The following is a 412-nucleotide window of genomic DNA, read 5'->3' on the forward strand; positions in this document are numbered from 1 at the left end:
GCGCTGCTGGAACGCATCGGCCTGGGGGAGCGCACCGGCCACCTGCCGGGGCAGCTGTCCGGCGGCCAGTTGCAGCGTGCCGCGATCGCCCGCGCGCTGCTGAATCGGCCGGCGCTGCTGCTGGCCGACGAACCGACCGGCAACCTCGATTCAAAAAGCGCCGCCGACGTGCTGGCGTTGCTGAAGGAATTGCATGCGGGCGGGCAGACGCTGGTGCTGGTCACGCACGATCCCGCCATCGCCGCCGGCGCCCAGCGCACCATCCACCTGCGCGACGGCCGCATCGACGAGGTGGGCGCATGAAGCCGCGCCTGAAGCCTTCCACCATCGCCGTGCTGTGCGCCGTGCCGTTGCTGGCCGCCGGCATTGCCGCCGCCGTGTCGTCCGGCGGCACCGCCGCCTCGACCGCCAG

At 73.1% G+C, this 412-nt stretch carries 1 protein-coding gene; it reads left to right on the forward strand.

What is annotated here, in order from left to right:
* Positions 1–303, forward strand: a 303-nt coding sequence (locus tag GTP90_RS36115; protein ID WP_161087969.1) for an ATP-binding cassette domain-containing protein, incomplete at its 5' end; no start/stop codon positions are given.
* Positions 304–412: the final 109 nt, after the last annotated feature.

Source organism: Duganella vulcania (assembly GCF_009857655.1).
GTDB lineage: Bacteria > Pseudomonadota > Gammaproteobacteria > Burkholderiales > Burkholderiaceae_D > Rugamonas > Rugamonas vulcania.